At 62.9% G+C, this 25,446-nt stretch carries 22 protein-coding genes and 1 pseudogene; 7 read left to right on the plus strand and 16 right to left on the minus strand.

Annotated elements, in window-relative coordinates; genetic code table 11:
* Positions 1-10 precede the first annotated feature (10 nt).
* From AC0R79_RS17615 to AC0R79_RS17630, 4 genes are all read left to right on the plus strand, one after another.
* Positions 11-1,063 (plus strand): extracellular solute-binding protein, encoded by a 1,053-nt coding sequence (locus AC0R79_RS17615; RefSeq protein ID WP_474730909.1) that lies wholly within the window; start codon positions 11-13, stop codon positions 1,061-1,063.
* 144 nt (positions 1,064-1,207) lie between these two features.
* Complete coding sequence (locus AC0R79_RS17620) at positions 1,208-2,404, plus strand: amidohydrolase family protein (protein ID WP_474730911.1); 1,197 nt, start codon at positions 1,208-1,210, stop codon at positions 2,402-2,404.
* Complete coding sequence (locus AC0R79_RS17625) at positions 2,401-3,888, plus strand: amidohydrolase family protein (RefSeq protein ID WP_474730913.1); 1,488 nt, start codon at positions 2,401-2,403, stop codon at positions 3,886-3,888. The genes AC0R79_RS17620 and AC0R79_RS17625 overlap by 4 nt, the downstream gene beginning before the upstream one ends.
* An 11-nt stretch (positions 3,889-3,899) precedes the next feature.
* Positions 3,900-4,559 (plus strand): flavin reductase family protein, encoded by a 660-nt coding sequence (locus AC0R79_RS17630; protein ID WP_011334531.1) that lies wholly within the window; start codon positions 3,900-3,902, stop codon positions 4,557-4,559.
* 177 nt (positions 4,560-4,736) lie between these two features.
* Here AC0R79_RS17630 and AC0R79_RS17635 read toward each other — a convergent pair whose 3' ends face one another.
* From AC0R79_RS17635 to AC0R79_RS17670, 8 genes are all read right to left on the minus strand, one after another.
* The gene (locus tag AC0R79_RS17635; protein WP_127798354.1) at positions 4,737-5,396 is read right to left on the minus strand and encodes a DUF799 domain-containing protein; all 660 of its coding nucleotides are present in this window, start codon (positions 5,394-5,396) and stop codon (positions 4,737-4,739) included.
* The gene (locus tag AC0R79_RS17640; RefSeq protein WP_007959442.1) at positions 5,393-5,755 is read right to left on the minus strand and encodes a DUF4810 domain-containing protein; all 363 of its coding nucleotides are present in this window, start codon (positions 5,753-5,755) and stop codon (positions 5,393-5,395) included. The genes AC0R79_RS17635 and AC0R79_RS17640 overlap by 4 nt, the downstream gene beginning before the upstream one ends.
* Before the next feature lie 29 nt (positions 5,756-5,784).
* Positions 5,785-6,471 carry a CsgG/HfaB family protein gene (locus AC0R79_RS17645; RefSeq protein ID WP_162130490.1) on the minus strand — a complete coding sequence of 229 codons (687 nt, stop codon included), beginning with the start codon at positions 6,469-6,471 and terminating at the stop codon, positions 5,785-5,787.
* 285 nt (positions 6,472-6,756) lie between these two features.
* Positions 6,757-9,855, minus strand: coding sequence for an error-prone DNA polymerase (locus tag AC0R79_RS17650; protein WP_474730916.1), 3,099 nt, complete (start codon positions 9,853-9,855; stop codon positions 6,757-6,759).
* On the minus strand, positions 9,831-11,246 hold the full coding sequence (locus AC0R79_RS17655; RefSeq protein WP_474730918.1) for a Y-family DNA polymerase: 1,416 nt from the start codon (positions 11,244-11,246) through the stop codon (positions 9,831-9,833). Before AC0R79_RS17655 ends, AC0R79_RS17650 begins: the two co-directional genes overlap by 25 nt.
* Before the next feature lie 7 nt (positions 11,247-11,253).
* Positions 11,254-11,871 (minus strand): translesion DNA synthesis-associated protein ImuA, encoded by a 618-nt coding sequence (imuA, locus tag AC0R79_RS17660; RefSeq protein WP_011334534.1) that lies wholly within the window; start codon positions 11,869-11,871, stop codon positions 11,254-11,256.
* The gene (lexA, locus tag AC0R79_RS17665) at positions 11,871-12,488 is read right to left on the minus strand and encodes a transcriptional repressor LexA (protein ID WP_007959430.1); all 618 of its coding nucleotides are present in this window, start codon (positions 12,486-12,488) and stop codon (positions 11,871-11,873) included. Before lexA ends, imuA begins: the two co-directional genes overlap by 1 nt.
* Positions 12,489-12,694: 206 nt before the next feature.
* Positions 12,695-13,612, minus strand: coding sequence for a LysR family transcriptional regulator (locus AC0R79_RS17670; protein WP_273901140.1), 918 nt, complete (start codon positions 13,610-13,612; stop codon positions 12,695-12,697).
* A gap of 103 nt (positions 13,613-13,715) precedes the next feature.
* Between AC0R79_RS17670 and AC0R79_RS17675 the strand changes: the two genes are divergently transcribed.
* From AC0R79_RS17675 to AC0R79_RS17685, 3 genes are all read left to right on the plus strand, one after another.
* Positions 13,716-15,470 carry an amidohydrolase gene (locus AC0R79_RS17675; protein ID WP_474730921.1) on the plus strand — a complete coding sequence of 585 codons (1,755 nt, stop codon included), beginning with the start codon at positions 13,716-13,718 and terminating at the stop codon, positions 15,468-15,470.
* Between the two features lie 102 nt (positions 15,471-15,572).
* A complete protein-coding gene (locus AC0R79_RS17680) occupies positions 15,573-16,310 on the plus strand; it encodes a TorF family putative porin (protein WP_474730922.1) in 738 nt (245 codons plus the stop codon).
* Positions 16,311-16,474: 164 nt separating this feature from the next.
* Positions 16,475-18,133, plus strand: coding sequence for a phosphoethanolamine transferase (locus AC0R79_RS17685; protein WP_474730924.1), 1,659 nt, complete (start codon positions 16,475-16,477; stop codon positions 18,131-18,133).
* Between the two features lie 7 nt (positions 18,134-18,140).
* Here AC0R79_RS17685 and AC0R79_RS17690 read toward each other — a convergent pair.
* The 8 genes and pseudogenes from AC0R79_RS17690 to AC0R79_RS17725 all read right to left on the minus strand — a co-directional run.
* Positions 18,141-18,410, minus strand: a pseudogene (locus AC0R79_RS17690) (DUF971 domain-containing protein); the annotation flags it as partial.
* Entirely contained in the window at positions 18,407-19,369 is a 963-nt protein-coding gene (locus AC0R79_RS17695) for a HEAT repeat domain-containing protein (protein ID WP_474730927.1), read from the minus strand. The gene AC0R79_RS17695 and the pseudogene AC0R79_RS17690, both read right to left, overlap by 4 nt.
* On the minus strand, positions 19,366-20,214 hold the full coding sequence (locus AC0R79_RS17700; RefSeq protein ID WP_375747280.1) for an ABC transporter ATP-binding protein: 849 nt from the start codon (positions 20,212-20,214) through the stop codon (positions 19,366-19,368). Before AC0R79_RS17700 ends, AC0R79_RS17695 begins: the two co-directional genes overlap by 4 nt.
* The gene (locus tag AC0R79_RS17705; protein ID WP_375747281.1) at positions 20,214-20,987 is read right to left on the minus strand and encodes an ABC transporter permease; all 774 of its coding nucleotides are present in this window, start codon (positions 20,985-20,987) and stop codon (positions 20,214-20,216) included. Before AC0R79_RS17705 ends, AC0R79_RS17700 begins: the two co-directional genes overlap by 1 nt.
* A 125-nt stretch (positions 20,988-21,112) precedes the next feature.
* Positions 21,113-22,516 (minus strand): ABC transporter substrate-binding protein, encoded by a 1,404-nt coding sequence (locus tag AC0R79_RS17710; protein ID WP_375747282.1) that lies wholly within the window; start codon positions 22,514-22,516, stop codon positions 21,113-21,115.
* 110 nt (positions 22,517-22,626) lie between these two features.
* A complete protein-coding gene (locus tag AC0R79_RS17715; RefSeq protein WP_007959413.1) occupies positions 22,627-22,872 on the minus strand; it encodes a 4Fe-4S dicluster domain-containing protein in 246 nt (81 codons plus the stop codon).
* A gap of 25 nt (positions 22,873-22,897) precedes the next feature.
* A complete protein-coding gene (locus AC0R79_RS17720; RefSeq protein ID WP_127798366.1) occupies positions 22,898-24,628 on the minus strand; it encodes a fumarate reductase/succinate dehydrogenase flavoprotein subunit in 1,731 nt (576 codons plus the stop codon).
* A 2-nt stretch (positions 24,629-24,630) separates the two neighbouring features.
* Positions 24,631-25,377: a GntR family transcriptional regulator gene (locus tag AC0R79_RS17725; protein WP_085603142.1), complete on the minus strand. Its 747-nt coding sequence runs from the start codon at positions 25,375-25,377 to the stop codon at positions 24,631-24,633.
* Between the last annotated feature and the right edge of the window lie 69 nt (positions 25,378-25,446).

Consider the following 25,446-nt stretch of genomic DNA (forward strand, 5'->3'; position numbering starts at 1 on the left):
CGCTCTGTTCATGAAAACCAAAAGCATGCGTTTGGCAATTTCCGGTCTGGCCCTGAGTTGTTTCACCGCGTTCAGCGCCCACGCGGCCGAGCCCAAGCAATTGTTCTTCTACAACTGGACCGATTACTACCCGGTGGACCTGCTGGCCAAGTTCGAAAAGGAGACCGGGATCAAGGTCACCATGGACGGCTACGACAGCAACGAAACCCTGCTCGCCAAGTTGCAGGCCGGCGGCGCCGCGTATGACGTGATCGTGCCGTCGCAGTCGATCATGCAGACGCTGATCAAGCAGGACCTGCTGCTGGAAATCGACGCTCCGAGCCTGAACAACTTCCAGTACGTCAAAGGCCCGTTCCGCGACCCGAGCTTCGACCCGGGCCGCCAGTTTTCGGCGCCGTATCTGTGGGGCACCACCGGTTTTTCCTATGACAGCGCACGGGTGCCGGGCGGCAAGCTCGACGACTCGTGGAAAGAGTTCTTCGAACCGCGCAAGGAACTGCAAGGCCAACTCGCCGCCCTCGACACTTCCAGCAGCGTGATCAACGCCGCCAGCCATTACCTCAACGTCGACGAGTGCACCGAAAACCCGCAGGACGCCAAGCGCATCCTCGAACTGCTGCAAAAACAGAAACCGTTTTTGAAGATGTACAGCTCCGACAACACCGTCGACCGCATGGCCTCGGGCGAAGTGATCATGATGCAGAACTGGAATGGCTCGACAGCCCGCGCCACGTTGCAGAAGAGCACCATCAAATACGTGTACCCGAAAGAAGGCCTGGCGATGTTCCAGGATAACTTCGCCGTACCGAAAAGCGCGCCGCATCCGGGCAACGCGAAGATTTTTATCGACTGGATGATGAAACCGGAGAACGCGGCGGCCGTGTCCAACGCGATTGCCTATGCCAACGGAATTCAGAGCGATCAGTTGCTGGATGCGAAATGGAAGGTCATGGACGCGATCAACATGCCCGAGGAATACGCCTCGCGGCTGCGGCCGGAGAAGGAATGCAGCAACAAGGCTCGGGAGCTGCAGGATCGGATCTGGTCGAAGCTCAAAGGCTGATTGCCTGACTCAAGACCGTGTCGCGGCCATCGCGAGCAGGCTCGCTCCCACATTGAAATGCGCTCGTCTTGTGGGAGTGAGCCTGCTCCGGGCGGCGCTCCGACGATGAGGCCCGCCCAGACAACATAGAAACAGAGGTATGAAATGTCCCACCCCCGCTGGCTCAGAAACATCCGCCCCTACGGCGCTTCCGCCGAAGACCTGCTGATCGAAAACGGCAAGTTCACCCAACGCCGCCCGGCCTCCAGCACCTCGCTGGCCGCCACCGACATCGACGGCCAGAACCAGCTCCTGACCGCACCGCTGGTGGAAAGCCACGTCCACCTCGACAAGACCCTGTACGGCCAACCCTGGCGCCCGAACAGCGCCGGCCCGACACTCAAGGACTACATCAGCAACGAGCGCCGCGTATTGCGCGAAGTGAAAGCGCCGATCGCCGAACGCGCCGGTGCGTTGCTGGAAAACTGCATCGCCCGGGGTTCTTTGACGATGCGTTGCCACGTCGACATCGACCCGGAATTCGGCCTGCGTCACGTCGAGGCCATGCAGCAACTGCGCGAAACCTACAACGACCTGATCGACCTGCAACTGGTGGTGTTCCCCCAAACCGGCCTGATCAGCCGCCCCGGCACCGCCGAGCTGATGCGCGAAGCCATGGCCCTGGGCGTGGAAAACGTCGGCGGGCTCGACCCGTGCGGCATCGATAACGACCCGATCGCGCAGCTGGATTTCGTGTTCAAACTGGCAAGCGAATTCCAGCGCGGCGTCGATATTCACCTGCACGACAAAGGTGAACTGGGCCTGTGGCAGATCGCCCGGATCGCCGATTACACCGAGCGGTTCAACCTGCAGAACCGGGTGATGATCAGCCATGCCTATTGCCTCGGCATGTTGCCGTGGAGCCAGGTAAAACCGGTCGCCGAACGCCTTGCTGCGCTGGGGATTTCGCTGATGAGTTCGGCACCGGCCGATTGCGCCGTTCCACCGTTTCTGGCGCTGCGTGAAACCGGCGTCAATGTGTGCCTCGGTTCCGACGGCATTCGTGATGCGTGGTCACCGATGGGCAACGGCGACATGCTGGAACGGGCGATGCTGCTGGCATTCCGTTTCGACCTGGGCAAGGACGATGAATTGGCGGCGGCGTTCGACGCCGCGACGGTGAACGGTGCGCGCGCATTGGGGATCGAGGATTACGGCTTCGACATCGGTCGGCCGGCAGATTTTCTGCTGATGCCGGTCGAAACGCTCGGTGAAGCCGTGGTTTCGCGCCCTGTACGCCAGGTCTATCGCGGTGGCGAACTGATCGCCAGCGGCGGTCGCTTGCTGGGCAGCCGTCTGTGAAACGGATCGGCCTGAAGGCCGGTTGCGTGGTCGGCTTCGATGGCACGCAGCATGTGCTGTGGCGTGACGGAGAAGTGGTGTTCGCCGGCTCGCGCATCGAGTTTGTCGGACGCGGTTACCCAGGGCCGGTGGATCAGTGGATCGACTACGGCAATGCGTTGATCGGCCCAGGTTTCATCGACCTGGATGCCCTAGGTGATCTTGACTCCACGGTGCTGACCCTGGACAACGGCGACGAACGCGTCATGGGCCGGATGTGGTCGGCGGAGTATCTGGAGGCCGGCCCGCGTGAGTCGTTCAGCCCTGAAGAAGAAGTCTTCAAATACCGCTACGCCTTCACCCAGTTGATCCGCAACGGCATCACCACGGCGATGCCGATCACCTCGATGTACTACCGCGAATGGGCGGAGACCTACGACGAGTTTGCCGCTGTGGCCGATGTGGCGGGCGAACTGGGCCTGCGCACCTATCTCGGCCCCTGCTACATGAGCGGCATGAGTTACTGGCGCGCCGACGGCACCCTCGCCCATCACTGGGATGAGGCGCGGGGGCTGGCCGGACTGGACGCAGCCGAACGGTTTTTCAAGGATTTCGACGGCGCGCACGCCGGCTTGATTCGCGGTGCGCTGCTGCCAGATCGCATCCAGACCTGCACCCCGGCGCTGCTTCAGCGCACGTCCGCATTGAGCCGCGAGCTGAACGCGCCGATGCGCCTGCATTGCTGTCAGGCGCTGGGTGAAGTGGCGATGGTCGAACAGCTGCGCGGCACCTCACCGCTGGGCTGGTTGCAGCAGCTGGATTTGCTCAACCCGCGCAGCCTGTTGCCCCACGGCATCTACACCTCGGGCGATGACGATCTGCAGCGGGTCATCGACGGCGGCGCGAGTCTGGTGCACTGCCCGCTGGTGTTCGCCCGAGACGGCGAGGCGCTGAATTCGTTTGGCCGCTATCGCGCCAAGGGCATCAACTTCGCCCTCGGCACCGACACCTGGCCGGCGGACTTGCTGGCCAACATGCGCCACGGTTTGAACATCGCCCGGTTGATGGAAGGCGGCTCGGCGCTGACCAGCAGCCTCGATCTGTACAACGCCGCGACCCTCGGCGGCGCCCAGGCGTTGGGCCGTGATGACCTCGGTCGCCTGGCCCCAGGCGCCAAAGCGGATATCACCGTGTTCAGCCTGCGCGGCCTGCACCTGGGCCCGCTGTTCGATCCACTGAAAAACCTGCTGCTGGCCGGGCGCGGAGACGACTGCATCGCCAGTTACATCGATGGTCGCTGCGTGATGCATGACGGTCAGGTCAACGGCGTCGACTACCCCACTCTGCAACGCCAGGCCCAACGCCAATACGAAAAACTGATGCGCAGCCACAGCGACCGGGCCTTTGGCCGACCGGACTGGAAAACCCTGTTCCAGCCGGCCATTCCGTTCGCCGACGACTACAGCGCCGAAGCGCCGTTGAGCGCCATCGATCCACTTCTTTAGAGAACACTGCCATGCACAGCTTCGATTTCAGCCAACTGAGCCCACGGGAAAAGTACAAGATTCTGATCGGCAGCGTGGTGCCGCGCCCGATTGCGCTGGTCACCACCATCGATGCCGAAGGCCGGGTCAACGCCGCACCGTTCAGCTTCTTCAATGCGCTGTCGGCGGACCCGCCCATTCTCGCGCTCGGCGTCGAGAACTACGGCGACCAGAGCCCCAAGGACACCACGCGCAATATCCAGATGAATCAGGAATTCACCGTCAACATTGTCAGCGACGCATTGGTGGAAGCCATGAACGTCTGCGCCGTGCCATTCGCGCCGGGCTTCGATGAGTTGACCGCAGCGGGCCTCACAGCGATTCCCGGCACTTCGGTCAAATGCCCGCGAATCGGCGAAGCACCGGTTGCACTGGAGTGTCGGCGGATGATGGCGCTGAACATCGGCCAGTCGCGGGAGATCATTTTTGGCGAGGTGTTGATGGCGCATGTGCGCGACGAGTTGATCGATCCGAAAACCCTGTACATCGATCAATTGGGGCTGGATGCGATCGGGCGCATGGGCGGGCATGGTTATGCGCGGACCCGGGATTATTTCGACCTGCCGACCCGCTCGTTGCAAGCGTGGACAGAGGCACCGGGGGGCGGCGAGCGGTTCTGGCCACAGCGCTGAAAGCTATTGCTTGTTTGATCGTTCCCACGCTCTGCGTGGGAATGCCGCCATGGACGCTCCGCGTCCACTGTGACGCAGAGCGTCACGGTATGCATTCCCACGCGGAGCATGGGAACGATCAGCGTGGGAACGATCCCGAACAGCAGCTGAGCGTGGGAACGATCAGCAGCCTGGGTTTCAGTCAGTGCCGTACTTCGGCGACCGTGGCCCGTACAGCAGGCCCGCCGGGTGCCCGGCCGACAGCAGTCGATTGCTGGCCACACCGGCAATCGGGTAGCCGGCATCGGTGGAGCTGTTGATGATCTGCTTCACCGCTGCGGTGATCAGCATGCCGATCAGGCCACCGGCGTTGCTGTTGTTACCCTCCTCGCTCGACGCCCGGGCCGCACCGGTCCACAGGGTGACGCCGGTTTTCAGGTCGACCAGTTTGGCGCTCGCGGTGACGGCGGTTTCGCTGCTGATCACCATGTAACGCGTGCCGTACTCGCTGACGGTGATGTACAGCGCCGCGTCGGCACCGAAGATTTCCTGCAGCTTGTTGGCCGGCGCCGCATGGATGTCATCCGGCGTGGTCAGGCCGTTCTGGCGGAACGTCTCGTCGACCAAAGTGATCGGCAATACGTAGTAACCAGCCTCGGCCAGCGGGAACGTCACTTGCGACAACAGGCTGTAGGACGCCTTGACGTCCGGCGAGGTGTTCAGCGGCGGCAGCACCAGAATGGATTTCGGCCGCGCTTGCTTGTACGCCGAGTAGTCCACGGTCTTCGGTGCAACGCAGCCACCGAGAACGGTCAGCGCCAGACCTGCGGCCAGCAATTTCAGGACGCGCGAGATCATTGGGCGTCTCCGGTCTTGGCGTTTTTAAGCAGAAAATCCATGTACGTGCCGGACTCGGGGAACAGGGTCTTCTCGGTGCGCAGCTGCTGCACCATCTGATCGTCCTTGCCCATGCTCAGGTACAGCAGACCGAGATGAGCGTGGTAACCCGGCGGTACCGGCTTGCCGCTGGCACGAATCTTTTGCAGATCGGCTTCCAGCGCTTCGGCCTGGGCTTCTTTCGGCGTTTCGCTTTTGAAGTATTCGTAGACTTGTGGCTGGTAGCCTTCCCACTGATACAGGGTTTGCGGGCTGCTGCAACCGGCCAGCAAGGCGCCAGCAGTCAGGGCCATCAGCGACCGGGACAGGGACAGATTCATGGTGTGTTGCTCCTTGCAATGGGCGTCTATCAGTTGCCCGGTTTCCAGGCACCGGCGTTCATGCCATCGACCAGACGATTGATCGCCTCGCGCATGGCCAGATCGAGGACTTTGCCGTTGAGGGTGGAGTCGTAGGCAGCGGTGCCGCCGAAGCCGATGATTTCGCGGTTGGACAAGGCGTACTCGCCGGCGCCCTGGGTCGAATACACCACTTCGGAGGTGCTGATGTTGACGATGTTCAGGTTGACCTTGGCGTAGGCGACCTGGGTCTTGCCACGGCCGAGAATGCCGAACAGTTGGTGATCGCCGGTCTCTTTGCGGCCGAACTCGGTGACGTCACCGGTGACCACATAATCGGCGCCTTTCAGACGCTGGGCCTGGCCCTTGATCGCCGCTTCCTGCTGGATTTCGCCCATGTTGTCGCGATCCAGCACCGAGAAACGGTTGGTCTGCTGCAAGTGAGTGATCAGGATGGTCTTGGCCTGGCCACCGAGACGGTCGACGCCGTCGGAGAAGATCCCGCGCATGTAGCTCGAACGGTTGTCGAACTTGCCCACGGCCATCGGGATACGCACACCGGACCAGGCCTGGGAGGCGCTTTCCACCTTGGCCACCGGCAGTGCGCGGGAGCTTTCGGTGGCGCAACCGGAAAGCGAGCCGGCCAGGGTGCCGAGGACGGCAATCGCAACGCCCGAGACCAACATCCGGGAGATCATTCTCACTGTGCATTCCTTCTGAAAAATGATGTGTCCCGGCACGGTGATGTCGTGGGGGATCGGGAAAGGGGCGGCATTATGCCAAAGTGCCACCATTGAGGACAGGTTTTTTTGACGTCAGCAAATTGGCTTGCGAATCAGCCAGCAGCCCTCAGTACCGATCGTTCCCACGCTCTGCGTGGGAATGCATCCCGTGACGCTCTGCGTCACAGTGGACGCGGAGCGTCCATGGCGGCATTCCCACGCGGAGCGTGGGAACGATCACTACAACAGGTTCAGTGGGTGTCAGTGGAAATCGCGGCTTTGTACGCGGATGCCGTTGAGCAGCGGACTGAGGTCACTCAAGCGTCCGGCGATCAGGTGCCGGACCTCGCCTTCCCGCTCCCAGCGGCCATCGACCTTGAGCAATTGCGAGCCCACCAGCACCTGACGCTGACGCTCGGCCAGATCGCGCCAGACCACCACGTTGACGTTGCCGAACTCGTCTTCCAGCGTCACAAAGGTCACGCCACTGGCGGTGCCGGGCCGCTGGCGCCCGGTCACCAGACCCGCCACGCTGACCGGCCGGCCATGCTCGACCTCCAGCAACTCCCGGGAACTGCGACAGCGCCGCGCCCGCAACTCGTCGCGCAACAACGTCAACGGGTGCGGCCCCAGCGTGGTGCCGAGGGTCGCGTAGTCGGTGAACAGGTCTTCGCTGACGCTCGGCGTCGGCAGCAGCACATCCGGCTCTTCCTGACTCGGCAACCCGGCAAACAACCCGAGCTGTTTCTGCACCCCGGCCACTTCCCAGCGCGCCCGATGGCGGTGACCGGCCAGGCCACGTAGCGCGCCGGAGTCCGCCAGCAGCGCCTGGGCGCGACTGTCGAGCCCGGCACGTTCACCCAGATCGGCGACATCGGCAAACGCCCCCCTCGCCCGAGCCTTTTCAATGCTCCGGGCATCTTCCTCGCGAAAGCCCTTGATCATCCGCAGGCCCATGCGGATGGCCGGTTGCTCGCCGGCAATCGGCTCCAGGCTGCAATCCCAGTCACTGGCGCGCACATCCACCGGACGGATCTGCAAATGATGGCGGCGCGCGTCCTGAAGAATCTGATCCGGGCTGTAGAAACCCATCGGCCAGCTGTTGATCAGCGCACAGGCGAACGCCGCCGGTTCGTGGCACTTGAGCCAGCAACTGGCATAGGTCAGCAAGGCAAAACTGGCGGCGTGGGATTCAGGGAATCCGTAACTGCCGAAGCCCTTGATCTGTTCGAAGATCTGCGCGGCGAATTCCGGGCTGTAGCCGTTTTTCTTCATGCCGGCGGCCAGCCGTTCCTTGTGCGGTTCCAGTCCGCCGTGGCGTTTCCACGCGGCCATGGAACGGCGTAACTGGTCGGCCTCGCCGGGGCTGTAGTCGGCGGCGACAATCGCGATCTGCATCACCTGTTCCTGAAACAGCGGCACGCCGAGGGTGCGCTTGAGCACCACTTCCAGTTCCAGGGACGGATAGGTTTCCTCTTCTTCCTTGTTCCGCCGGCGCAGGTACGGATGCACCATCCCGCCCTGGATCGGCCCCGGCCGGACGATGGCCACCTCGATCACCAGGTCGTAGAAGGTTTGCGGGCGCAGGCGCGGCAGCATCGACATCTGCGCCCGGGATTCGATCTGGAACACGCCGATGGTGTCGGCGCGGCTGATCATGTCGTAGGTCGGGCGATCCTCTGGCGGGATCGTGGCCAGGCTCAGGTCCTGATGGCGATGACGGCGCAGCAGGTCAAAACAGCGGCGGATTGCGCTGAGCATGCCGAGGGCGAGGATATCCACCTTGAGCAGGCCGACCGCATCGAGATCGTCCTTGTCCCACTGGATAATCGTGCGGTCGGCCATGGCGGCGTTCTCCACCGGCACCAGCGTGTCCAGCGGTTGCTCGGAAATCACGAAACCGCCGGGGTGCTGCGACAGGTGTCGGGGGAAGCCGATCAGTTGCCCGGTCAGGCTCAACACTCGGTGCAGCAGCGGACTTTCCGGGTCGAAACCGCCTTCGCGCAGGCGCTCCACGGGCGGCGTTTGATCGCTCCAGTGGCCGCAGCAGTCGGCCAGCGCATTGATCTGGTCCGGCGGCAAGCCCAGCGCCTTGGCCACATCGCGGATCGCGCCGGAAGCGTGGTAAGTGCTGACCACTGCGGTCAGCGCCGCACGACGGCGACCATAACGACGAAACACGTATTGCAGGACTTCTTCCCGGCGTTCGTGCTCGAAATCCACGTCGATGTCCGGTGGCTCGTTGCGCTCCCTCGACATGAAACGCTCGAACAGCAGTGTGGTGCGATCCGGGTCGATTTCGGTGATGCCCAGGGCAAAACACACCGCCGAGTTGGCCGCCGAACCGCGACCCTGACAGAGGATTTTCTGCTCACGGGCGAAGCGCACCACGTCGTGCACGGTGAGGAAGTAGCTTTCGTAGCCGAGTTCGGCGATCAGCTCCAACTCATCGTCGATCTGCTTGAGCACCTTGGGTTGTGCGCCTTGCGGCCAGCGCCAGGCGATGCCCTCTTCGGTCAGGTGGCGCAGCCAGGAACTGGCGCTGTGTTCCTCGGGCACCAGCTCTTTGGGGTATTGATAGCGCAACTCGCTCAGATCGAAGGTGCAGCGGCGAGCCAGTTTCACCGATTCGTCCAGCAAGGTTTGCGGATACAACTCGCGCAACACATCGAGGCTGCGCAAATGCCGCTCGCCGTTGGGGTGCAGGCGCAACCCGGCATCGGCCACCGGAACGTGATGGCGGATCGCAGTCATGGTGTCCTGCAAGGCCCGCCGACCACGGGCGTGCATGTGCACATCACCGCTGGCCACGGCTGGAACTTGCAGCTCGTCCGCCAGACTCAGCAGTGCAGCCAGCCGTTGTTGATCGTTCTGCCCGCGATGCAACTGCACCGCCAGCCACAGCCGTTGACCGAAGGTCTGTTTCAGCCAGCGGCCCTCTTCCACCTCATCGACCGCATCCGGCACCCACAGCACCAGCAATCCCGGCAACGGCTCGCTGAAATCCTCGCGCAGTATTTGATACTGGCCTTTCTGCGTGCGCCGTCGAGCCTGGGTGATCAAGCCGCACAGGGCCTGATAACCCTCGATGTTCTCCACCAGCAACACCAGTTTCGGGCCGTGCTCGATGCGGATTTCGCTGCCGATGATCAGCGGCAGCTCCACGGATTTGGCCGCTTGCCAGGCACGGACGATCCCGGCCAGGGTGCATTCATCGGTGATCGCCAACGCCTGATAGCCGTGTTTTTTCGCGCGCTGGAACAGCTCAAGCGCACTGGAGGCACCGCGCTGAAAACTGAAATTCGACAGGCAGTGCAGTTCGGCATAACCCTGGTTCACGCGAACCAGCCCTGCAGCCACAACGGACCGCCCTCACCCACTGCCCGGTACGCCCAGCCTTGCTGGCCGGCGCGGTTCTGGATCAGGTAATAGTCGCGGCGCACGTCGTCACCGTCCCACCAGCCGGACTCGATGCGTTCCGGCCCCATGAGGATGCGCGCCGAACCTTCCGGCACGGACTGCGGCTCGCCCAGCAACCAGCCCGGACGCTGCACGCCCGGCAACGCAGCGCAACGTTGTTTGTCATCGGCGTTCTGCCACGCGCACTCCGGGCGATGATCGGCCTGAAAACGCAGGCCCTGTACCGCTTCATCCCCCAGCCGTGCGCGCAGACGTTCGCGCAGTTGTTCCCAGGGCAAGGTCTGCTGCGGGCGGTCGTCGAACAGTTCCTGAAACTGCGGCACGAAACTCGGCAGATCCTCGGCGCGCAGACGAAAACCGCGCACCGGGGCTTCGACCTGCACCTGCTCCAGTCGGCCACGGGCCAGTTCAAAGAGCATCGCCGGATCGCGCTCGGCGCTGAGCAGGCCGACTTTGATCAACGTGTCCGGCAGCCCTGCATGTTCCAGATGCAGATCGAAGCGCTGCACGCCGCTGTCGCGCCCGCACAAAAACGCCGCCAGATCGGACGTCAGGCGACGCAAGGGAAACAGCAGCGCCTGATGGGACTGCACGTCGAAATTGAGTTCGATGCGCACATCAAAACGGTCCGGCGGCAGGTAGAACGCCAGCGCCAGCGGCCGTGCGCCGAACAGTGTGTCCAGATGCTTGAGCATCGGCGCTTCGAAACGCCGGGCCAGGGCCTGACGCGGCAGGTTCTGCACCTGATGAAGGTTGCGCAGGCCCATGCGCGACAGCGCCGTGGCCACGCTCGGTTCAAGCCCGATGCGGTCGACCGGCAATTGTCCGAGATGATGACGCAGGGCTTCACCGTCGGGCACCACCAATCCGTCATAGGCGTTGGCCAGTACTCGCGCCGCCACCGGGTTGGGCGCGGCGACGATGCGGTGACGAAAGCCCAGCTCTGTCAGCTCGGTACGTAATCGCGCCTCGAACTGCGCCCAGGAACCGAACAGTCCGAGGCTCGATTCGATCTCGAACACCACGGTGCGCGAGTAATGCACGCTGACCTGAGCGCTGAAACGATAGGCCCAGGCGGCGAGAAACTGCTGCCAGTGCTCGACCTCGGCCGAATCGTAATCGACAGTGGCAAACCCTTTGCTCATGGCCTGCGCGGCGGTCATCGATTGCCCGGGACGCAAGCCCAGTGCCCGCGCCGCCGGGTTGACCGCTTGCAGCACCCGGCGCTGGGCCGGGCCGCTGAGCAGCGCCAACGGTTGCTCGGGGTCGGGGCGCTGACGCAGCACGGCGTCGAGGGCCAATTGCGGGAACAGAATGCAAACCCAGCGCATGGCGACCTCAATGCCCCACGGTGAAGGCAATCGGTGCGCTGCGCGCCAGACCACCCCGGCACTTGAGTACGCGCAATTGCGCCGGGCGCGCATCGATGGCAATGCGCAACGCGGCCGGCGACGGGTTGACCGCTTCGCTCAACGGCCGCCACGCGAACGCCAGGGTCTGGCCGGTTTCCGCCGCCACCTGCAAACGGCGCAAGGCGCGGTCATCGGCCTTGTGCGGCCAGCACAGCACCGCGCCGCAACTGCCCGAGCGCAGGCATTGTTCTGCCGCCCACAACGCATCGCGCTCGCTGGCCTGGATCACCGACAACTGACGCAGATCGACCCCGGCATTGGCCCAGGCCTGCGGGTATGGCACGAACGGCGGCGCCACCAGCACGATGCGCTCGCCCGCCGCCGACAGCCGCGCCAACGTCGGCCACACCAGTTGCAGTTCGCCGACACCGGGCCCGGCCAGCAGGATTTCGCTCAGCGCCGCTTCCGGCCAGCCGCCACTGGGCAAGGCGGCGTCCAGCGCCGCGTGCCCGGTGGGTTGCGGGCTGGCGGCCGGTGGCGCAGGCCGGCCCTTCCAGACCTGGCCGCCATTGAACAGCGTATCCAGCGCAACGACGGCCCCCATCAGCCTTGCCTCACCAGACCGCAGAACACCCCTTCGATGGCCAGGTCCTGATCGGCCCGCACCACAATCGGCTGATACGCCGGGTTGCGCGGCAACAGGCGAACCTCATCGCCGATCCGTTCGAAGCGTTTGATGGTGACCTCGCCGTCGAGCCGCGCCACCACGATCTGGCCGTTGAGCGCTTCGGGGTTGCGCCGCACACCGACCAGATCGCCGTCGAGAATGCCGTCCTCGATCATCGAATCGCCCTGCACCCGCAGCATGTAGTCGGGTGTACGGGAGAACAGCGCCGGATCGAGCATCAGCCGATTGTGCAGCTCGGCATCGGCGCCGATGGGCGCACCGGCAGCCACCCGCCCGAGCACCGGGACTTCGAGCAGTTCCGGCCGCGCCGGCTGCCCGAGCAGGCGAATGCCCCGGGCTTGATGCGGATTGACCTCGATGAACCCGGCTTCGGTAAGCGCCAGCACATGCTTGCGCGCCACGCTGCGGGAGGCAAAACCAAAAGCCTCGCTGATTTCAGCGAGGCTTGGGGGCTGACCGTGTTCGGCGATGCGTTCGCGGATAAAGGTCAGGATGGCCGTACGGCGGGGAGTCAGAGTCGTCATGGAGTACATTTGTACTCTTGTGGGAATTTCCTGACAAGCACCGCCAGTCAGCTCGAATCCCGCTCCGCCAGAACCCCTCACGGATGATCGTTCCCACGCTCCTGCGTGGGAATGCCTCTAGGGACGCTCCGCGTCCAGTGACGCGGAGCGTCACGGGCTGCATTCCCACGCGGACGGTTCGACGCCTCGACGTGGGAACGATCAGAAGCACGGAGTCAGCTCAAACCGCGCTCCGCCAGAAACTCCGCGATGTAATCAATGAACGCCACAACCTTGGCCGTCGCCCGCCGATGGCTCGGGTACACCGCCAGAATGTGCGGGCCGAAGCTGTCCGGGTCGATCTCGTAATCAGCCATGACCCGCACCAGTCGCCCGTCGGCGATATACGGCGCAGCGCTCCACAATGGCGTGTGCAGCAAGCCACGCCCGGCCAGAGCGCTGGCCAGCAACAAATCGTAATTGTCACTGCGCAACAGCGGCGCCGCCGGTTGCGCCAGGCTCAGGCGCTGGCCGTCGCGTTCGGCCCACCAGAATTCGCGGCTGAGCAACGGATGCCGGTACAGCAGCCATTCATGCTGATCGAGGGTTTGCGGCGTCACCGGCAAGCCCTTGCGCGCCAGGTATTCGGGGCTGCCGCACAGCGCCAGGCGATTGCTGCCGACCACCCGGGCGATCAACCCCGGCAAGTCGTCATGCCCCTCGCGCAACGCCAGGTCGTAACCGCTTTCCAGCAGATTGACGAATTCGTCGCACAAATCCACCTGCAGGCTGATCTGCGGGTATTGCTGCAAAAAGCCGTCACACACCTGATCGAGAAACGCCCGCCCGTAGGCCAGCGGTGCGGTGATTTTCAGGCTGCCGCGCAGACCGTGCTGCAACTGCTCGATTTCTTCGCTCGCCTCATCGAGGCGCTGCAACACCTGGCGTGCGGTTTCCAGATACAGACGACCGATTTCAGTCAGCAGGATTCGCCGCGTGCTGCGCTCGAACAGCCGCGCGCCGAGTTCGGACTCCAGATGATTCACCGCTTTGGTCAGGGCCGACGGGGTCTTGCCCAGTTGCTCGGCAGCGCGGCTGAAACTGCCGAGCTGCGCGGTGACCACGAACATTTTCAGTGCACCCAGCTTGTCCATGCTTTTTCCATTCAGGCAAAAACGTTTTTCGTGAGGGAGGCGTTCTATCGGGCGTTGGCAGCCACTAATCTGGCCATCAGACGCAATAACAAGGAAATGTTCAATGAAAAGATTCATCCCGCATTTCACAAAAAATCTGCTGATCGCCGCTATGAGTTTTGCCTCGATGGAAGCCATGGCCACCACCGATCTGGTGCTGCTCAATGGCAAGATTTTCACCGCCGATCCCGCTCAACCGAAGGTTCAGGCGCTGGCCGTGGAGAACGGCAAGGTGCTGAAGGTCGGCAGCGATGCGCAGATCAAGGCCTTGATCGAACCCGGCACCCAGGTGATCGACCTGAAAGGCCAGGCGCTGATGCCCGGCCTGATCGACAGCCATTCCCACGCGATTTTCGGCGGGCTGGAAATGGTCTCGGCCAACATGGCAGACGACGTGGTCGGTCTGGATGAACTGGAAAAACGCCTGCGCGGCTGGCGCGACGACGGCAAGGCCCGGCATGGCGACGTATTGAGCGTGGCCGGCATGAGTTCGGCGTATTGGGCCAAGGCTGAAGCGCTGGGCAAAATCTTCAACCACGGCGAATGGGCCAACGTGCCGGTGGTGTTCACCGGCAGCGACCACCACACGGCGTGGGCCAACAACGTCATGCTCAAGCGTGCGGGCATCGACGCCGCGCTGCTGAAAACCCTGCCGGACGCAGAAAAAGACACCATCGGCAAACTGCCCAACGGTGAGCCGAACGGCTTTGTGGTCGACGCCGGCTGGGATCGGGTCGCCTCGAAAATGCCGGTGCCGAGCCCGGCCGACATGCTCAAGGCTGCGCAATCGGCGGTGCGTTTCAACAACAGCCTCGGCATCACCGCGTGGATGGATCCGGCCGCCAACGCTGCGCCGGGCGAGCCGGTGTTCGCCCTCAAGCCCACCGAGAAAACCGTCGGCGTATTGCCGGCCTACAAAGCCCTGTCGGAAAGCGGCGGCATGACCGCCCACGTCGCCGCGCTGCTGGTGGCCAATCCGAAAAGCGTCCCGGCCGATCTCGACACCCTCGACAAGGTGCGCCGGCAATTTCAGGGCATCCCCAACCTGACGCTGCCGGGGATCAAGATCTTCGCCGACGGCGTAATCGAATACCCGGCCCAGAGCGCGGCGATGATCGATCCCTACAGCAATTCGCACAAACAGGGCGAGTTGCTGATCGATCCGCAGCATTTCGGCGAACTGGTCAGCGCCATCGACCAGCGCGGCTGGCTGGTGCACATCCACGCCATCGGCGACCGCGCGGTGCGCGAATCACTGAACGGCATCGCCCAGGCGCGCAAGGACCGACAGAGCGGCGTAACGCACTCGATCACCCACCTGCAAATGGTCAACCCGAAGGAGTTCGCCCGCTTCAAGCCGCTGAACGTGATTGCTTCGATGCAACTGCTGTGGGCCAGCGCCGACGATTACACCACCGACATGATCAAGCCTTACGTCAGCGCCCTAGCCTTCCGCTATCAATACCCGGCGCATTCGCTGCTCAAGCAGGGCGCGACGATTGCCGGCGCCAGCGACTGGCCGGTGTCCTCGCCGAACCCGTGGAACGCCATGGCCCAGGCCATCACCCGCACCGGGCCGCTGGGCGTGCTCAACGCCGACGAACGCCTGGACCGCGAAACCATGTTCTACGCCTACACCGCCAACGCCGCGCGGACCATCGGCCTGGAACAACAGATCGGCTCGCTGAGCCCCGGCAAACAGGCCGATTTCATCGTGCTCGATCGCGACGTGTTCAGCGTCGACGACAAGGCCCTGCATGACACCCAGGTCCTGCAAACCTGGTTCGCCGGCCGTCAGGTCTACGCCCCTACCCTCTAATAACAAACGCCGTATCCGCTGCCCGACCCCGCGCCAGCCGCCGGGGTTAGGCGCAGCCTTGCCCGCTTCCTGCCCATAACAACCACAACAACGGGACTTCACATGAAAGCCTTGCCCCTGCTCGCCCTCACTTCCTTGAGCCTGCTGCCCTTGAGCAGCCACGCGATTCCCCTGAACGATGATTTCGCGGTGCTGGTCGACCTGACCCTGGCCAGCGACTACCGCACCCGCGGCATCTCCCAGACCCAGAACGACCCGGCCGTACAGGCCGGCCTGACCCTGGCCCACAGCAGCGGCCTGTACCTCGGCGCGTGGAGCTCGAACGTCGATTTCGGTGGCGGCCTGAAAACCCGTCAGGAAGTCGATTACTACGCCGGCTGGTTGTGGCAGGCGACCGAGGCTGTGAGCCTGGATCTGGGCTACATCAAATACGCGTACCCCAAGGAGAGCCAGTTCAACCAGAGCGAGGTGTACTCGATTCTCAGCGCTTACGGCGTGAGACTCGCGGCCTACTACTCCAGCGACGCGCCGGGTATCGACAGCAAACAGAGTTCGCTCTACAGCTACATCGGCTATGAAACCGAATTGCCGTTCGATTCCGGGTTGAAGCTGCGCTACGGCAACATGGACTTCAAGGACCCGCATATGTATTCGGCGTCCGGTCACAGCGAAGAGTCCTACCGGGAGTGGGAAGTCAAACTGACCCATAACCTGGCCGGGGTGGTGCTGGGCCTGAGCTACATCGACACCGACCTCTCGCAGAGCCAGTGCCTGAGCAGTTGGGGCTTCAAGGACGTGTGCACGGCGACGGTCGTCGCCAGCGTCAGCAAGTCCTTCTGACCCGCCGCAAATCTCCCGTGGGAGCCGGCCTGCTGGCGCCCACGTTTTTTTTTGCACTTACCGTGATTTTGTTACCGGATGTTTACGGAATTTTTACTAATGCTCTTCTACAGTTACGCGCGTAACCGCATGGGTTTTCGACTGACGTAGAGGAAAGTATCGAAATGGCTTTGGGCAAAGGACTGCGTTTACCGTCCATCACTCCGACCCGCCTGGTGCTGCTGTTTTCGCTGGCACTGGTGGCGCTGTACAACCTGGCGACCTGGAAGGCGCTGGGAACGCTGATTACCTTGCAAGGCGCGCAAAAACTGGCGTTTTTCGCGTCCTTCGGGCTGTTTCTCTGGGCGGCGATCACGCTGCTGCTGACGCTGGTCTCGTTTCGCTGGACGCTGAAACCGGCGCTGACGTTGGTGGCGCTGCTCTCGGCCTGCGCCGCGTATTTCATGAACGAATACGGAATCACCATCGACACGGTGATGATCCAGAACGTGTTCGAAACCAATCCCGGCGAAGCCACGGCGCTGTTCAGCGGCAAATTGCTGGCTTACGTGCTGTTGCTCGGCGTGTTGCCGGCCATGCTGATCTGGCGCTGGCCGGTGGTTTATCGGCCGTTCTTTCGGGGTTTGCTGAACAAGGTGCTGGTGATCGTGGCCTGTGTGCTGGTGATCGGCGCTTCGGTAGGCGCGTTCTATTCGACCTACGCGCCGATCTTTCGCGAGGAAGACAAGCTCACCCACTTCATCAACCCGACCAACTACATCTACGCGATCAGCAAATACACCAAGCAACGGCTGGGGATCAAAAAGCATTTCGTGGTGCAGGCCATCGGCGAAGACGCGGTGATGAGCGCCAAGGCAGCCGGTCGCGAGAAGAAATCGCTGATGGTGTTCGTGGTCGGTGAAACCGCCCGGGCCGACCACTTCTCGCTCAATGGTTACGAGCGCGAGACCAACCCTGAGCTGAGCAAACTCGACATCCTCAACTTCACACAGGTGCATTCCTGCGGCACTTCGACGGCGGTGTCGGTGCCGTGCATGTTCTCGATGTTCCCGCGCGAGGACTACAGCGACAAGAAAGGCAAAACCTACGAAGGCCTGCTGGACATCCTGCAACGGGCCGGCGTGCAGGTGCTGTGGCTGGACAACAACAGCGACTGCAAGGGCACCTGCCTGCGCGTGCCGAACCGCGACATCGCGAAGAACCAGCCGGGGCCGTTCTGCGACGGCAACAACTGCCTCGACGAGGCGTTGCTGGCCGACCTGCAAGGCTACATCGACAGCCTCAAGGGCAACGCGATCATCGTTCTGCACGCCGACGGCAGCCACGGCCCGGAATACTACGAGCGCTATCCGAAGGACATGGAGCGCTTCAAACCGATCTGCCACACCAACCAGCTGGGCAGCTGCAGCCGTGACGAACTGGTCAACGTCTACGACAACACGATCCTCTACACCGACCATTTCCTGGCCAAGGTGATCGAGTTGCTCAAACGCAATCAGGACCACCTCGATACATCGATGCTGTACGTGTCCGACCATGGCGAATCACTGGGCGAGAACGGCCTGTACCTGCACGCCGCGCCCTATGCGCTGGCGCCGGAAGCCCAGACCCATGTGCCGATGGTGATGTGGTTCGGCAACAACACCCTGGCGCAACTGGGCATCGACCGTGGTTGCCTGCAAGGCAAAAGCAGCCAGCCGGATCTGAGCCATGACAACCTGTTCCACTCGGTGCTCGGGTTGTTCGAGGTCAGGACGTCGCTGTATCAGCCGGGGCTGGATATTTTCCATGGCTGCCGGCCGGCGATGACGGCAGGCCAGTGATCCCCTCCAGCTGCGCCAGATAGGCCCACGGGAAAATCCCCCGCTGGTGACCATCGCTGAACACCAGTTGCAGGCCGTATCCCTGAGCGTTCAATTCGATGACCCGCACACGCGGGTCAACCATTGGCGGCGAGCCCCGCAGGCGAAACGCCCGGCATTGCGAGCACGGGCATTGGCGGCGCAGTTCGGCATGGTCGAGGAACTGCTCGCGGCCATCCGGCCAGCTCAGCCGCAACCGGTGCTCACTTTGGGAATTGCCGACCGACAGCGGACTCATTGCAGCTGACTCAAGGCAATCCGCACGGCTTTGCGCACTTCCGGGTCGCCGTCGTCCTGCGCGGCCTGCAACGCCGCCACGGCGCCGCGATCATTCAGTTCGCCGAGGGCCAGCGCGGCGTCCTTGCGCAGGTTGCTGATGCGATGGCCGAGGGTGTCGATCAGGGCGTCGAGGGCAGCGACGTACTTGAGACGCCCGAGACTGCGGGTAGCGCGCAGGCGCACTTGCCAGTAGTCGTCGGCCAAGGCTTCGATCAGCGCCGGCCCGGCGTCGGTGTGGCCGACCTTGCCGAGGGTCGTCGCGGCTTCTTCGCGCACTTGCCAGGCCTGGTCTTGCAAGGCCTGACGCAACGCGGGCAGCACTTCGGCGTCACTTGCCAAACCCAAGGCGCCGGTGGCGGCGCGGCGCACTTCGGTGTCCGGGTCATCACTCGCCAGGCGGGCCAGGGCTGGCAACGCGTCGAGTTGCTTGAGCCAGCCGAGCACGCCGACGGCTTCGCGGCGCACACTGGCATCGGCATCGTTCAGCGCCTGAATCGCGGCCGACGCAGCGCCGGGGAAGCGCAATTCACGCAAGGCCCGGAACGCGGCTATACGCACGCCGGTTTCGGCATGGCTGGTCCACGGCAGAATCACCCTGCCCGCCGCTTCGGTCTTGAGCAGGCTCAGGCTCTGCGCCGCAGCGGCTTGCACCGCCGGCGACGGATCCGTCAGCGCCTGGCACAGCGCTTCAACCACCGGCTCGTCTTCCCAGGCTTCCAACAGACGCGCCGCTTCGGCACGCACTTCTTCGGCGGGGTCTTCGGCCAGGCGCTCGACCAGCCAGAGCAGACCGTCCGGCTCTTCGAGGTCAGCCAGATCGATCAGGGCAATCCGGCGGACACCGGCGTCATCGGCGGTCAGGCGTGGTTGCAGGGCGAGAATGTCGTCGTTATCGGTCACAGCAAAAAATGAGGTCATAGGGCAAATCGCGGCAAGGAGTTTTCAGGAGGCAAACCGAGCGGATTGAGGCGCGGCAGCGGTCGGTCGTTGTCGTGGCGCAGCAGGTCGAGGCAATGGCGCTTGAGGCGCGAGAACTCGTGGCTGGTCACCAGTTCGGTGGTGCGTGGCCGGGGGAAATCCAGGCGCAAGTCTTCGATAATTCGCCCCGGCCGTGCGCTCATCACCAGCAAGCGATCGGCGAGGAACAGCGCTTCATCGATGTCATGGGTGACGAACACCACGGTGGTGCGAATTCGCGTCCAGATATCCAGCAACAGTTCCTGCATGTTCAGGCGGGTCAGCGCGTCCAGTGCGCCGAAGGGTTCGTCCATCAGCAACAACCGTGGCCGGTTGACCAGCACCCGGGCGATTTCCACCCGTTGCTGCATGCCGCCGGACAGTTGATCCGGCCAGCGTTCGGCGAAGCCTTCGAGGCCGACCAGTTTGAGGATGTCGTCGGCGGCGCGATGGCGCTCGGCTTTATCGATGCCGCGCATCTTCAGGCCGAAGGCAACGTTGTCGCGCACCGTGCGCCATGGGAACAGGGTGTGATGCTGGAACACCATGCCGCGCTGTGGCGACGGGCCGGACACTTCGGTGCCATCGACTTTCAACTGTCCGCCATGGGGTTGCAGATGCCCGGCCAGCGCGCCGAGCAAAGTCGACTTGCCGCAACCGGAGGGGCCGAGAATGCACACGAACTGGCCCGGCTCGATCTGGCAATCCAGGCCCTGCACCGCTTCGAACGCTTGCCGGCCTTCGCCGAGGACGATGGACAACTGGCGGATGTCGATCCGCCCTTCCGGAGTTTGCATCACGCTCATCAGGCTTTTCCTCGTGGTCGGTGCCAGGGCGTGAACAGCCCGCCCAGGCGTTTGATCAGCAGGCTGCTGCCCATGCCCAACACGCCGATCAGCAACATGCCGACCACGATGTCGGCGTAGTTCTGGATGGTGTAGGACTCCCAGGTGTAGTAACCGATGCCGAACTGGCCGGAGATCATTTCGGCGGTTACCAGACAGAACCACGACGTGCCCATGCCGATCGCTAGGCCGGTGATGATGCTGGGTGCGGCGCCCGGCAGGATCACTTCCAGCAGAATCGCCCGGCGCCCGGCCCCGAGGCTTTTGGCCGAGGCGATCAGGCGCGGGTCGACGCCTTCGACGCCGTGCACGGTGTTGAGCAGGATCGGGAACAACGCGCCGGTGAAGGTGATGAAGACCATCGACAGTTCGGAGGATGGGAACATCAGGATCGCCAGTGGAATCCAGGCGACGGCGGGGATTGGGCGCAGCACTTCCAGCGGTGGCAGCAGCAGGTCTTCGGCCCATTTTGAGCGGCCGATGGCCAGGCCCAGGGCGATGCCGAGGACCAGCGCCGCGAGGTAACCGGCGAAGACCCGGCCGAGGCTCGCGCTCAGGTGCTGGATGAGTTTGCCGGAGTCGCCGAGGCCGAGTGCGGCTTCGATTACGGCCAGCGGGGTTGGCACGTTGGCGAAGGTGACGAGGCCGAGGTTCCAGTGGTGGCTGGCGGCTAGTTGCCAGAAGAGCAGGCAGAGCAGCAGTGAGGCGGCTCGGGGGATCCAGCGTGAAAACATATATCACCTCTGATCGTTCCCACGCTCTGCGTGGGAATGCATCCCGTGACGCTCCGCGTCACAGTGGACGCAGAGCGTCCATGGCGGCATTCCCACGCAGAGCGTGGGAACGATCTACGTTTGAGTTAACGACTGGCAACGGCCTGGGTCGTGGCATCGGTGAAGTCGAAGACCTTCCCACCCTGCGCCGAGGCAAATTGCTGCGCCTGGCCTTTGAGCAGAAACGCGCTGAGGCGCCCCTTCGCATCACTGGCAAACCACGCCTGTTCCGCCAGCAACTTGATCCCGCTGTCACTCGCCTGCGCATACACCGCCCGGATGTTCTTGCCTTCCGACTTCAGGCCGGCCAGCGCCGTGAACGCCTCTTCAGCCGAGGCATACCGCCGGACCTTGTCCTCACCGCGCACCCAGATTTCCGCGACATGACTGAAGTCCGAAATCGCTTTCCCGGTCGCCGCATCGACAGACTTCAACGGCGTCTGCGCGTAGTTGGTCAGTTGCGCGGTGTAATCCAGATTCGAAGCCTTGAACGCCGCACGGATGTACTGATCGTCGATAAAGGTATTCAGATCGAGCCCACGATCGGCCTTCTTCAACAGCTTCAGCGTGTCGATCGCGGTGCCCACAGCCTGGCGATATTCCGGTTTCCAGCTCAGGTCACGGGTCTGCACACCGAGCGGGCCGTGGAACAGGTAATTGACCTCAGCATCGACGCCGGTGACCTTGGCGATCAGTTCGCTGTATTTCTCCGGCTCGGCGGCCAGCAGTTGATTGGCCTCGATGCTGGCGCGCAGGTAAGCAACGACGATTTCCGGGTACTTTTTCGCGTAAGCCTGATCGACCAGCGCACCGTGGAAAGTCGGCGCATTGGCCTGGGCGCCATCGTAGATCTTGCGGGCGAAGCCACGGCTCGGGAACAGTTCGGCGAACGGCACGAAGTCGGCGTGGGCGTCGATCTTGCCGGCCTGCAACGCCGAGCCTGCGACCTCAGGCGGCTGGGCGATGATGTTCACGTCCTTGAGCGGATCCCAGCCCTGCTCCGCCACGGCGCGCAGCAACATGCCGTGGGCGGTGGACGCGAACGGCACGGAAATGGTCTTGCCCTTGAGTTCACTCAACGACTGCACGCCGGACGCACTCGGCACCACGATGCCGTTGCCGCTGCCCTTGATACTGCCCGACAACACGCTGATGAACAGGCTGTGTTTGCTGGCGGTTTCAAATGCCACGCCGTTGAACGCACCGGGGAAATCGGCCATGGCGCCGAAGTCGAGTTTGCCGGCGACCATCTCGTTGGTCAGCGGTGCGCCGCTGGTGAAGTTCTTCCACTGCACGTCGTACTTGGCGTCCTTGTAGGCACCGTCGTGAGGCAGGTATTTGTCGAGCAGGCCCAGCTCGCGAATCAACAGGCCGCCGGCGGCGCAATTGATGGTGGTGTCCTGAGTGCCGATGGCAATGCGGATGGTTTCGGCCGAGGCCGACAGGGTGAACGAAGCCAGTACCAGACCGGCGATTGCTGCACGCAACATGGTTGAATCCCCTCGAATCATTTATAGGATGTTCGTCTCCGCCGCGATCAGGGCGCGGTGGGAAACGAGGGGTGTGTTGAATCAGGCGTCCGGTGTTGCCGGATAGCGTTTTAGCGAAGCAGATACGGGATTTCGACTTTGACGGCGCCGGTCGGGCAGTCCTTTTCACACGGCATGCAGTACCAGCATTCATCGAACGCCATGTAGGCCTTTTGGGTAGCCGGGTTGATCGCCAGCAGGTCCATCGGGCAGACGTCGACGCACACGGTGCAGCCCTTTTCGGCGATGCATTTGTCCTCGTCCACGGTGACGGGGGCATTGGAGCGGAAGAAGATTTCCTGGGCTTGATAGGCCATGGTTCGGACTCTCTCTAGTGATGCATCAAGCGGCGAAAGCGCCGACCCGAAGGCGGTCGTAGGCCTGCATTTCCTCGGCGTCGAGGGGGATGATGTAAGGCTCGACGGCTTTCTTGAAACTGGTCATGCGCCCGTCTTCGCCCTTCTTCAGGTGGCAGTGGCAGAACCATTCGCGGTCGTCCCGTTGCGGGTGATCGACGCGGTAGTGGTACAGGCCCCAACGGCTTTCAGCGCGGAATAACGAGGCGCGGGCAGCCATTTCAGCGCAGTCACGGATCACGCTGGTTTCCATGGCGCGCATCAGTTCGTGGGCGTTGTTGGCCTTCATTTCGTTGAGGTCGCGTTCGATGTCGCTGAAACGTTGCAGACCGATTTCCATTTTCTTCGTCACTTTCGGCGGTTGCAGGTAGTCGTTGACGAAGCGCCGCAGCTTGTACTCGACCTGTGCCGGCGGCAGGCCGTGTTCGCGATCCAGCGGTGCGTAGACCCGGGCCTTTTCCGTTTCGATCTGCTCGGCATCCAGCGCGGAGAACTCGCGCCCGGCGACAAACTCCGCCGCGTTGTTGCCCGCGAACCAGCCGTAGGTGAATGCGCCGAGCATGTAGTTGTGCGGCACGGCGGCCATGTCACCGGCCGAGTACAAACCTTTCACCGAGGTTTCGGCGCGCTCGTTGACCCACACGCCGGACGCCGAGTGGCCGCTGCAAAAACCGATTTCCGAGATGTGCATCTCGACCATCTGCGTGCGGTAATCGGTGCCGCGATTGGCGTGAAACTGGCCGCGACTCGGACGTTCGTTGCTGTGCAGGATCTCTTCGATGTTCTGGATGGTTTCCTCGGCCAGGTGATCGAGTTTGAGGAACACCGGGCCGTTGCCGCTTTCCAGTTCCTGGTGGAACTCCCACATCATCTGCCCGCTCCAGTAGTCGCACTCGATGAAGCGTTCGCCCTTGTTGTTGGCGGTGTAGCCGCCGAGCGGGCCGGTGACGTACGCGCAGGCCGGGCCGTTGTAGTCCTTGATCAACGGGTTGATCTGGAAGCACTCGAGGTTCGCCAGTTCGGCCCCGGCGTGGTACGCCATCGCGTAACCGTCACCGGCGTTGGTCGGGTTTTCGTAGGTGCCCATCAGGTAACCCGAGGACGGCAGACCCAGTCGCCCGGCAGCGCCGCAGGCAAGAATCACTGCCTTGGCCTTGATCACATGGAAGTCGGCGGTGCGGCAGTCGAACCCCATCACACCGTTGACTGCGCCCTCCTCGTCGGTCAGCAAACGGGTGCAGACCAGGCGATTGGTGATGTTGACCCTTGCGCGTTTCAACTGGCGATACAGGACTTTCTTGATGTCGTGCCCTTCCGGCATCGGCAGCACGTAGGCGCCCATGTGGTGGACTTTCTTCACCGCGTAATCGCCGGTTTCGTCCTTCTCGAACTTCACGCCCCAGCGGTCGAGTTGCTCGATGGTTTCGAAACTGTGGGTGGCGTAGGCATAGACCGCTGCCTGATTGACGATGCCGTCGTTGGCGATGGTGATTTCCTTCGTGTACTGCTCGGGCGTCGAGTGGCCGGGGATGATCGCGTTGTTCAGGCCGTCCATGCCCATGCTGATCGCGCCGCTGCGCTTGACGTTGGCCTTGTCGACCAGCAGCACGCGCAGTTCCTTGTTCTTTTCCTTGGCCTTGATCGCGGCCATCGGGCCGGCAGTGCCACCGCCGATCACGACGATGTCGTATTCCTGCTCTAAGGTGTTGCGGGTCATGTTCAGGCCCCTTTTTGCCGGTCGATCCGCAGGCGGTACTGGAACGCATCGCCACGGTAGTAAAGGTGTTCGAAGTCCAGCGGCTGGCCGTTGGCATCATGGGTCAGACGCTCGATGCGCATGATCGGCGAGCCGGCCTCGACGTTCAGTGCCTGGGTCAGGTCGCTGTCGGCCAGCACCGCGTCAATGGCCAGATCGGCGTGACCGAGGGCGATGCCGCAGTCGTTTTCGAGGATCAGGAAGATGTCGCGGGTGACCAGATCGGCCTTCTCCAGCCGCTCGCCGACGGCTTTGGGCAGGTAGGTGATTTCCAGCGAAATCGGCTCGCGGTTGATCAGGCGTACGCGTTTGATCTGGGCGACGATTTCGCCTTCAGCGACCTGCAAACGCTCGGCAACCAGTTTGTCGGCGGCGATGAATTTGAAGCTGCGCAGGCGGTTGATCACCTCGTAGCCACGGCCGGTCATGGACTCGGCGAGGCCTTGCAGGGTGCTGACGTTTTGAAAGGTTTTGGGTTTGGCGACGAAGGTGCCTTTGCCGTGGATCTTGAAGATCAACCCTTCTTTCTGCAGATCGCCCAAGGCCTGGCGCACGGTGATGCGGCTGACCTTGAACAGCGTGCCAAGCTCGCTTTCGGACGGCATCTGGCTGTCCTGCGGGTATTCGCCGTCGAGAATCCGGGCGCGCAGTACGTCGCGCAGTTGGGTGTGCAGCGGGACGCTGCCAAGAGAGAGAACGTTATCGGTCATCACGGGATCACTTGTTATAACGAGTTATGACGTGATCTTAGAGACGTTATGACAAGCTTGAGAAATATT

Source organism: Pseudomonas sp. HD57-3, from assembly GCF_056113135.1.

Coding starts and splice junctions, on each gene's coding strand:
- AC0R79_RS17640 (WP_007959442.1), bottom strand. CDS start 5,755: ATGAATCTGTCCCTGTCCCGGTCGCTGATGGCCCTGACTGCTGGCGCC.
- imuA (WP_011334534.1), bottom strand. CDS start 11,871: ATGGGGGCCGTCGTTGCGCTGGATACGCTGTTCAATGGCGGCCAGGTC.
- AC0R79_RS17695 (WP_474730927.1), bottom strand. CDS start 19,369: ATGACCTCATTTTTTGCTGTGACCGATAACGACGACATTCTCGCCCTG.
- AC0R79_RS17635 (WP_127798354.1), bottom strand. CDS start 5,396: ATGATCTCGCGCGTCCTGAAATTGCTGGCCGCAGGTCTGGCGCTGACC.
- AC0R79_RS17700 (WP_375747280.1), bottom strand. CDS start 20,214: ATGAGCGTGATGCAAACTCCGGAAGGGCGGATCGACATCCGCCAGTTG.
- AC0R79_RS17655 (WP_474730918.1), bottom strand. CDS start 11,246: ATGCGCTGGGTTTGCATTCTGTTCCCGCAATTGGCCCTCGACGCCGTG.
- AC0R79_RS17685 (WP_474730924.1), top strand. CDS start 16,475: ATGGCTTTGGGCAAAGGACTGCGTTTACCGTCCATCACTCCGACCCGC.
- AC0R79_RS17725 (WP_085603142.1), bottom strand. CDS start 25,377: ATGACCGATAACGTTCTCTCTCTTGGCAGCGTCCCGCTGCACACCCAA.
- AC0R79_RS17705 (WP_375747281.1), bottom strand. CDS start 20,987: ATGTTTTCACGCTGGATCCCCCGAGCCGCCTCACTGCTGCTCTGCCTG.
- AC0R79_RS17615 (WP_474730909.1), top strand. CDS start 11: ATGAAAACCAAAAGCATGCGTTTGGCAATTTCCGGTCTGGCCCTGAGT.
- lexA (WP_007959430.1), bottom strand. CDS start 12,488: ATGTACTCCATGACGACTCTGACTCCCCGCCGTACGGCCATCCTGACC.
- AC0R79_RS17710 (WP_375747282.1), bottom strand. CDS start 22,516: ATGTTGCGTGCAGCAATCGCCGGTCTGGTACTGGCTTCGTTCACCCTG.
- AC0R79_RS17630 (WP_011334531.1), top strand. CDS start 3,900: ATGCACAGCTTCGATTTCAGCCAACTGAGCCCACGGGAAAAGTACAAG.
- AC0R79_RS17670 (WP_273901140.1), bottom strand. CDS start 13,612: ATGGACAAGCTGGGTGCACTGAAAATGTTCGTGGTCACCGCGCAGCTC.
- AC0R79_RS17715 (WP_007959413.1), bottom strand. CDS start 22,872: ATGGCCTATCAAGCCCAGGAAATCTTCTTCCGCTCCAATGCCCCCGTC.
- AC0R79_RS17720 (WP_127798366.1), bottom strand. CDS start 24,628: ATGACCCGCAACACCTTAGAGCAGGAATACGACATCGTCGTGATCGGC.
- AC0R79_RS17620 (WP_474730911.1), top strand. CDS start 1,208: ATGTCCCACCCCCGCTGGCTCAGAAACATCCGCCCCTACGGCGCTTCC.
- AC0R79_RS17680 (WP_474730922.1), top strand. CDS start 15,573: ATGAAAGCCTTGCCCCTGCTCGCCCTCACTTCCTTGAGCCTGCTGCCC.
- AC0R79_RS17675 (WP_474730921.1), top strand. CDS start 13,716: ATGAAAAGATTCATCCCGCATTTCACAAAAAATCTGCTGATCGCCGCT.
- AC0R79_RS17645 (WP_162130490.1), bottom strand. CDS start 6,471: ATGATCTCCCGGATGTTGGTCTCGGGCGTTGCGATTGCCGTCCTCGGC.